Annotated in this window: 6 protein-coding genes and 2 pseudogenes; 1 reads left to right on the top strand and 7 read right to left on the bottom strand. The window is 58.7% G+C overall.

Features of this window, described 5'->3' with window-relative positions:
* Nucleotides 1–132: pseudogene (locus EN990_RS34085) on the top strand (IS481 family transposase); the annotation flags it as partial.
* Nucleotides 133–238: 106 nt separating this feature from the next.
* Here the strand turns inward: EN990_RS34085 and EN990_RS34080 are convergent.
* From EN990_RS34080 to EN990_RS34050, 7 genes and pseudogenes are all read right to left on the bottom strand, one after another.
* Complete coding sequence (locus EN990_RS34080) at nucleotides 239–2110, bottom strand: acyltransferase family protein (protein WP_063169260.1); 1872 nt, start codon at nucleotides 2108–2110, stop codon at nucleotides 239–241.
* 83 nt (nucleotides 2111–2193) lie between these two features.
* Complete coding sequence (locus EN990_RS34075; protein WP_063169261.1) at nucleotides 2194–2754, bottom strand: CpaD family pilus assembly lipoprotein; 561 nt, start codon at nucleotides 2752–2754, stop codon at nucleotides 2194–2196.
* Between the two features lie 12 nt (nucleotides 2755–2766).
* Complete coding sequence (locus EN990_RS34070; protein WP_063170365.1) at nucleotides 2767–4188, bottom strand: type II and III secretion system protein family protein; 1422 nt, start codon at nucleotides 4186–4188, stop codon at nucleotides 2767–2769.
* 71 nt (nucleotides 4189–4259) lie between these two features.
* Nucleotides 4260–4946, bottom strand: coding sequence for a response regulator transcription factor (locus EN990_RS34065; RefSeq protein WP_063169262.1), 687 nt, complete (start codon nucleotides 4944–4946; stop codon nucleotides 4260–4262).
* Nucleotides 4947–5751: 805 nt separating this feature from the next.
* A pseudogene (locus EN990_RS36475) lies at nucleotides 5752–5920 on the bottom strand (transposase); the annotation flags it as partial.
* A gap of 714 nt (nucleotides 5921–6634) precedes the next feature.
* On the bottom strand, nucleotides 6635–7669 hold the full coding sequence (gene tdh / locus EN990_RS34055; protein ID WP_063169264.1) for an L-threonine 3-dehydrogenase: 1035 nt from the start codon (nucleotides 7667–7669) through the stop codon (nucleotides 6635–6637).
* 65 nt (nucleotides 7670–7734) lie between these two features.
* The coding region (locus EN990_RS34050; RefSeq protein ID WP_164766214.1) for an adenosine kinase at nucleotides 7735–8624 on the bottom strand (890 nt) is incomplete at its 5' end.

Below are 8624 nucleotides of genomic sequence, written 5' to 3'. Positions count from 1 at the left end.
CATCGTGCCGCCGAACTGCCTGTCTGGCTGCACAGATACAATTGGCATCGTCCACATGGCAGCCTAAAGTCAAAAACGCCTATCAGTCGCCTCGCCCTGATCGAGGACAACCTGTTGAAGCTCCACACCTAGGTCACTATCGGGGGGCCTTAAACCTGAACAGCTCCATCGTCGCGGCTGCTGCGGAAGCAGGAGCTATCACTGGGACCCGTACTGGTGCTTGTCAGCCGCTGAGCCGCTACTTCGTCTTAGGAAGAGCATTGTCCTTGCCAAAAGCCGGCCAGTATTTCGAGATTGCCAGTGTGGCGCCGGCTGAAGAGAAATGACCATAGTCGAAATATAAAAACTCTCCTCTATCGAAATAGGCGCAGCGTCCTGCGCTGCACAGGAATTTCAGCGGATCGATGAATGTGGCGCCTTTGGTAAATGAGCGCACACGTTCGTTGACGTCGGGGTCCATCGCGATCGGCCAGGACGTATCGTCCAGATTTTGGCGCTTGGCGAAGAACGCAATTTTCCGGACGTCAGTTGGGAACTGCGGAGACTGGCCGATGACAAACACGCGCACGCCCAGGGCACGAAGCGTAGCGATTGTTTGCTGAAGACCGTCGAAACCTCTGACCTCATAGTCACTCCATCTACCGCTGAGGATAACCGTCTTGATGTCCGCTTCCAAGATGACGTCCAAGGCCTTGCGATTGAACCGGACACAATCAAGACGATCGTACGGGTAGTAATAGAGTATCGGCGCGCAGCTGGCGTACGTATATTCAACGATGTTCGCCTGCAATCGATTTATGTTAGCACCCAAGCCGGAAACATAGTGCGCGGCGAAGGAGTCGCCCCACAAAAAAACCGTTGTTGGAAAACCGCTGGTGCGCGTGCAATCCTCCATATTCCAGCTTTCGATCCGGCTGGTGCCCTCGTTGAAACAGATGCCATTCCTCCAGTCCCCGACGGAAATGCGCCGCTGGACATAGTCCGGAAACCGTTGCGGAAAGCCGTTGCCGAGCGCCCCCGCCGCTCCGCCGGCACAAAGGACAACGATCGCGAGCGCTGAAAAGGCGAAGATAGGCCCCGGGGAGGTGAAGGCCCTCTTCTGTCGAAACGGCTGCTCTACAAACTTCCAGGAGAATGCAGCCAATGCGAGGCTTGCCACCAACATCGCACCGGTCATCAACGGATCGAGTTTTTGGAACGAAAGATAGTGCGCGAACGCATTGAGAGGCCAGTGAACAAGATACAACGAATACGAGATGAGCCCAATCCAGACCAGCGGCCTGACTTCGAGCATGCGGGTGGCGACCGTCGAGGGGGTATTTTGGCCAACATAGATCAGAAGGGCCGTTCCGATGCATGGATACAAGGCGTTGTAGCCTGGGAACGGATCACTCGCCGAAATCGCGAAGAACCCGATGGCGAGAAGGCCAAATCCGGCCACCCCCACCGACTCCATCAGGAGTCGGTTGCCCAGCGGCGAGGGGCATTTGAGCATGAGCAGGGCGCCCAACATGAGTTCCCAGATTCGGGTCGGCAGCAGATAGAATCCGGCGGTGGGTGCCAGCGATGTCGCCATCACCGCCACTACGAAGCTGCAGAGAATTATCGGAAGAAGTGTCGTCAGCCAGCGCTTCCCGATGTAGCGATAGATTAGGAACATCAGGATTGGTGCGAAGATGTAGTACTGCTCCGCTACGGAAAGCGGCCAAGTGTGCAACAGTGGTAGAAGCGCGGCATCGATAGAGAAGTAACTTGACGTTTTCCAGAAGAAAACGTTCGACCAGAAGGTCGAGGTAGCTATGATGCTAAGACTGAATCCGCGCAGATCCGGTGGCAGAAGAATGAACAATGCCGCAATGCAGGTGAGAAGCATCACAAAGACGAGCGCCGGCAGAATGCGCCGGGCACGGCGCCAGTAGAAGTTGACGATGGAAAATTGGCCGCGTTCAAGGTCATCCAGGAGGCTTCCGCTGGTTAGGTAGCCGGAGATGACGAAGAAGATATCGACCCCGCTAAAGCCACCCGGGATCGCCGAAATTCCGAAATGAAAGAGTACGACCGGAAGTACAGCAACGGCCCTAAGGCCCTCGATATAGCGCCTATATTGCATCCAGCGGTTCCTTTTATTTTAGATCAGGACGCGATTGGAAGCTTTCAATCTCCGGTAGGAGTGCTGCCGAGATAAGGGCGGTATCAGCCACCTTTATCCGTCCCGAATGTTCTGTAAGTTGCAACTGGTACAGAAGCACGATCGCCATCGCCGGCCTTGACGGCCTGATTGTCGAGCAGATCGCGCGGATCGTTGACCATCACGGCCAGGTTATGTCCTGTCGAACAACCAAGCGGCTGTTTGAAGGATTCTTCATTGGGTAAGGCACCATATGAGGGACAGACCGGCGGACGGGCGTGATAGACAATCGCCTCAATTCGCACTGAGCCGGCGTCGTGTTGATCGCGCAATTGAATGTTGTCTTCTTCGATTGCCAACTGCCTGGCCTGATGGGCTACCCCTGCGCTGAGCTGGGGCGAACCGCTGATGAGGAGGTGGATGGCATCGAACCGGCCGCGACTGGCCTTGTCTAGGAAAACACGCAAACGCTGCCGTTCGGAAGCGCGCAGGCTTTGCAACGTCAGGACGGTGGTCTCCTCTCGGACAAGCATTGGTGCCGATGGTTCGACATCAACTGGCGTAGTGCTTGTGCAGCCACTTACGCTTGGTGCCAGAGCGACAAAGAGGATTATAAAACGCAACATCTTTGGATGACACTATTCGATGATGAAGCCGAGACCGCCCTGGGCGCTTGGCGCGCCCGCACGGATAGCAGCGCGGTCTCGCGGGGGACTTGTCACGGAATTCGTCGGAGCGCCCCCTCCGTTCAAAGCCGGTGCCGCCCGCTCGGTCGGTGCGCTCATCTGGTTTGGGTTGGAGCCTGGTCTTACAATGTAAGGCGTAACTAGAATGACCAGTTCTGACTCCTCTTTTTGAAACGAGGTCGAGCGAAAAAGCGGTCCCAGGATCGCCAGTTCTCCGAGCCAGGGAAAGGCCCTGACATCATTGTTGACGTTCCGCCTGATTAGACCGCCGATTGCGAAGCTCTGGCCGCTGGCGAGTTCGACGACCGTATCGGCTCGGCGCGTGGAAACTGCCGGCACGGAAATTCCGTTGATTTGCACGGCACCTTGCGTCGACAGTTCACTGACTTCGGGCGTTACGTGAATGTTGATTTGATTGTTGCTGAGAACTGTCGGCACAAATTCCAGACTGACGCCGAAGTGACGGAATTCAACCGATACCTGCCTGTTTTCCTGCAGGACAGGAATGGGAAATTCGCCGCCCGCGAGAAAGCTGGCCTTTTCACCCGACATAGCGGTGAGGTTCGGCTCAGCCAGGACGGAAGCTATATGCTCCTTGGCGAGCGCGTCGAGAACCGCGCTGACGTTGACGGCACCGTTGTCGAATCCGATTTCTGCTGTACCGCCACCCTGGGTTGAACCAGACCCAGCGCTTGCAGCGCTTCCGCTTAGAACGCCCACTTTGAAATTGCCGATTTGACCGAAGGCGGACAAGTTGACGCCGAGTGACTTCATGGCGCTGCGTGAGACTTCGGCTACGCGCACGCTGAGGTTAACTTGCAGGGATCCAGCGACCTTGATGTTGTTGACGACTTGCGCTCCGTCGCCCAGATATTGCTCAGTGACTCTTTTTGCGGTGTCGGCGACCTCTGCGTCGGGCGCCGTCCCGCTAAGGATTGCGCCGCGCGGCGTATAGTTGACGCGGATGGGATAGTCGCCGACCTGCTCCCGCAACATGGCGCGTAAATCCCCGATCGGTTGCGTGACAACGATACGCAATTCGGCGAGAGGCTCGCCATTGCCATCCAAGGCGAATAGGCTGGTCCGCCCCGATTTCTTGCCAAAGACGAAGATTGTTTTGCTCGATGGCGCCTGAAAATCCGCGATCGTGGGGTCAGCAACAAAGATGGTCGTGGCTGGCCCGGGCAGATGAACGGTCTCCCCGAGCGAAGAGGAAAGGGTCAGCGTGGCGTTGATGCTATTCGAAGCCGCATGCGGCGGGCCTTTGTCCTGCTTGTTTTGCGCCGCGACACCAAGTGGGAAAGTCACAATAAGCGCGCAGAGGAGATGGCCCAGGTAACGGGGCACTGCAGGTCTTGTAACCTTGTTGGCGATCGCCCGCCAATTGAGCGCAGCGCAAGGATGTTGAAGGATCAGCAAAATAGATCTTCTTTCGATTCGACAAACTATGCGGACGAGGCGTCAGTCAATTCTAGGATGTAACCAATGCCTCGGATGGTCTTGATCCGTGGCGTTGCACCTGATCTGGTCAGATGTCCCCGTAAACGATAAATTCCGACTTCAAGCGCGTTGGCAGACACGTCGTCGTTGAATGAATAGAGGTGATCTTCCAATTGCGCACGGGGCACGATGCGGCCTGCCCGGTTAAGCAGGTGCTCTAGAACACAGAGTTCGCGACGTGCGATCATCATTGGGTGCCCATCAACGAAAACCTGGCGGGCGACCGGATCAAAGTCGAGATTGCCAAATACGAGCCTCAGGTCGGTCATCTGTGTCGCCCGGCGCAGAATGGCTCTCATTCTGGCAATAAGCTCATCGGTAGAGATGGGTTTGAGCAGAAAGTCGTCCGCACCACCGTTGAAGATCGCAATTCGCTTATCGAGATCGTTAAGGCTGCTCATAATGACGGCAGGAACTGAATGCCCGTGGGTCCTCAACTGCCTCAGCCAACCCAAGCCATCGCCATCTGGCAGAGCCAATTCCAGCAGGAGAATTTCATAGCTGGCGCAAGAAAATGCACTCGAAGCCAGTTCCAGAGTACCAACGACATCAACGACGAAGCCGCCATCCCCGAGCGCAAGTCGCATGGCGCGCGCAAGATCCGCATGATGATCCACGAGCAGCGTTCGCATTTCATCTCCTCTCGAAGAGGGACGGCCCATCGAACGCGTCACCGGCGGCCATCTGATCGGAGCACACGGCGCGCAACTCGTCGCAGCTCTCGGAACTGGTCCGAGTCGGAGGGACATGCAAGTCGCTCGGTGGCAATAGGCGCGGGTGAGGACCAACTGACGGGCTCAAATACGCCGGTCGGCGAACCCACGAGGCCAGCAACCCGCGTGCGATTTCTCGTTGCATCATCTCTCCTACGTGCAGCCCCTGCGCTCGCAAGGCAGCGTCGCGGCTCAGAGCCCGATTCCCACAGAGGGTAGGGTTAGCTTTCGAGAAACTGATTGAACAAATCGATTATTTGGATCGAATGCATCCACGGTATGGATGCAGCGCACCATCTTCAACGACTGCGGCGTCCTGATGCACTGTTGTGTCTGTCGTGCTCTGCTTTTTTCGCTGTCCTTCAAGGCTGGCGAGCCTGGTGGAACCTGCGCGTCATTGGCTTGGTAGCTTGAATGCTCAACAACGGAGCGCCCTGCGCAAAGCCGCTCTCATTTCCAAAAAGCCTTGCAATCTGGTTGGAGCACTTCGCGCTCGACACCAAAATAGGCGAGGAAAACTGACGTCTGACAGGGATGTACATGCAACAGCCGATTTGCGGCACCAGCAAACGACCGCGTTCAGGCTGAAGATCGACGACCAACGGCTCCTCGATTTCCGCACTTTTACAAGCTCTTCCTGTGCGGGCGGATGCCGGCAAACAGCAGCACAGGGTCAGCGAAACCGGGAGCGGGCCTGCTTGATCGCCATGATCACATTGCCGCTGTCGCGCGTGCGGAGCGGAATGCAATCGGTCCAGCCGGCGGCAATCCGGTCAGCACCATCGTCTGCACGAAGCTCCCTGACGAAGACGTGCCCGAATGCGCTCAACAAAGCCGGGCGGCGGATCTTTCCAATCGCCGAAGGTGCGGGCTGGCACCGAGCGGCGAACTGCGAACTCATTCCTGCCCGGCGGCGCTGGCCGCCGCGAGCGTCGATGCGGACCCAGCCGCTCCGAATCCTCCCACAACACGATGAGCGCGTCGCGGACATCGCTGCCGTAACAGCGGCTGCGGCTCTTGCCCGCAGACGGCCTCTGCTCACGACGGTTCATAAGACGGATCGCGCGCTTGCGAATAATAGCCGGTTACCGCCTCGAACTCATCCAGAATGCGCCGCTTGTCAACGCCGCAATAAAGCTCCACGATCGCCGCTTCACCGTGTCGCCATGCTGAGCCGCGCCATCCTTCCCCCGAACCGGAATGGCACGACCTGTCCATCCCCTTTGGAACAGGACACTATTGGTAACATTTTGCTTGAGGCAATGCGGCTCGTTGCCTTCCTTTTCGCTGACCGGAAGGGTACCGGAAGTCGTCTATCGCATCTTACCCGCTGAAAGCGGCAACACCTCGACCTCAATCGCAGATCATAGGAAATAGACGATCGCGTCGGGGCCTCAGCATCGGTTCACCGGGTTTCCGTCATCGACTGAAGCGAATTGCCCCATCGACCGTCACCGGGTGGGCCGCGATACGTCGCCGTATATGATTAGCGAGCGCACGTAGCGGAGCCATAGCTCTCCACCCAGCCATGTTCCCCTAGTTGGAAAATGTCCGGCGGACCAGAGGTGCTGTCGTCAGCTTTTCCTGAATAGCGGCCAAGGCAATCCCTACCAGTCCATCACCACCTTGCCGGAACTGCCGCTCTTCATCGCATCGAAACCGATCTGAAAATCGTCGATGCCGATGCGGTGGGTGATCAGGCCGGAGACATCCAGCGGACCCTGCACAAGCGCGATCATCTTGTACCAGGTTTCGAACATCTCGCGGCCGTAGATGCCTTTGAGATGCAGCATCTTGAAGATGACCTTGTTCCAGTCGATCTCGAAGCCGGTCGGCGCGATGCCCAGAATGGCGATCTTGCCGCCATTGTTCATGGTGTCGATCATGTCGCGGAAAGCGGGGGCGGCGCCTGACATTTCGAGGCCGACGTCGAACCCCTCGGTCATGCCGAGCACCGGCATGACGTCGCGCAGCTTCTCCTTCGAGGCGTCGACGACATGCTGGACGCCGAGTTTCTTGGCTAGCGCCAGCCGCACCGGGTTGATGTCAGTGATGACCACTTTGCGCGCGCCGACGCATTGGGCGACGAGCGCGCCCATGATGCCGATCGGCCCGGCGCCAGTCACCAGCACGTCCTCGCCGACCAGATCGAAGGACAATGCGGTGTGGACGGCATTGCCCAAGGGATCGAAGATCGCGGCAATCTCATCGGGCACATCGTCGGGGATCGGCACGACATTGTGCTGCGGGATCGCCAGATACTCGCCGAAGGCGCCTGGACGGTTGACGCCGACGCCGAGCGTGTTGCGGCACAGATGCCCTCGCCCGGCGCGACAGTTGCGGCAATGGCCGCAGACGATGTGGCCTTCGCCCGATACACGCTGGCCGACCTTGTATTCGGTGACCGCTGCGCCGAAATCGGCAACGGTGCCGACGAATTCATGGCCCGTCACCATCGGCACCGGCACCGTCTTCTGCGCCCACTGGTCCCAATTGTAGATGTGCACGTCGGTGCCGCAGATCGCCGTCTTCTTGATCTTGATCAGCACGTCGTTGGGGCCGATTTCCGGCACCGGCACCTCTTCCATCCAGATGCCCGGTTCGGCCTTGGCCTTCACAAGCGCCTTCATCATGTTCGACATCAGGATTTCCCTATTCCGTGATTGCGCTTCTGGCGAGATAGCCTGCACAACGGGAAGGTAGGCCACTAACTCGTTTGAACGTCCGGAATGGTCAGCCCCGCCTGCTCAGCCTCGCGGCGCAAATTCTGACGGGGCCTGGGGCCGATCTGCTGGATCACCAATCCGGCTGCCAGTGAGCCAAGGTCGCCGCAAGTCTGCAGGTCGCGGCCTTGCGTGTAGCCATGCAGGAAGCCGGCGGCATAGAGATCGCCGGCGCCCGTCGTGTCGACCAGTTCCTTGATGGCGGTCGCCTTGATCACCACGGTCTCGTCGCCGCGCACGATCACCGAGCCTTTTTCCGAGCGGGTGACGGCGGCGATCCGGCAATCCTTGCGGATCTGGGCCAGCGCCTCGTCGAACGACGATGTCTGGTAGAGCGACTTGATCTCGTGGCTGTTGGCAAAGACGATGTCGACCGTGCCCGAGCGCACCAGGTCGAGGAATTCGTCGCGGTAGCGGTCGACGCAGAACGAATCCGACAGCGTCATCGACACTTCTCGGCCTGCCGCGTGCGCCAGCTTCGCCGTCTGGCGGATTGCCTCCTTGGCGCGCGGCGGGTCCCACAGATAGCCTTCGAAATAGGTGACCTTGGCGCCGGACGCCTTGTCGGCTTCGACATCCTCAGGGCCAAGCTCGACGCAGGCGCCGAGATAGGTGTTCATCGAGCGCTCGCCGTCGGGCGTGACGAAGATCATCGAGCGCGCCGTCGGCGGCTCACCCTTGAGCGGCGTGGTGCCGAAGGCGACGCCCTGCGCATGGATGTCGTGGGCGTAGATTTCGCCCAGCGCATCGTTGGAGACCTTGCCGAAGAAGGCCGCGCGGCCGCCAAAGCTGGCGACGCCGGCCGCCGTGTTGCCGGCGCTGCCGCCGGACGCTTCGATCGCCGGGCCCATGCGGCTGTAGAGCAGTTCGGCGC

It is taken from the genome of Mesorhizobium sp. M7A.F.Ca.US.005.03.1.1 (assembly GCF_003997975.1).
Taxonomy (GTDB): domain Bacteria; phylum Pseudomonadota; class Alphaproteobacteria; order Rhizobiales; family Rhizobiaceae; genus Mesorhizobium; species Mesorhizobium ciceri.
The sequence above is the reverse complement of the archived record's forward strand: the minus strand, read 5'-3'. Positions and strand labels throughout refer to the sequence as shown.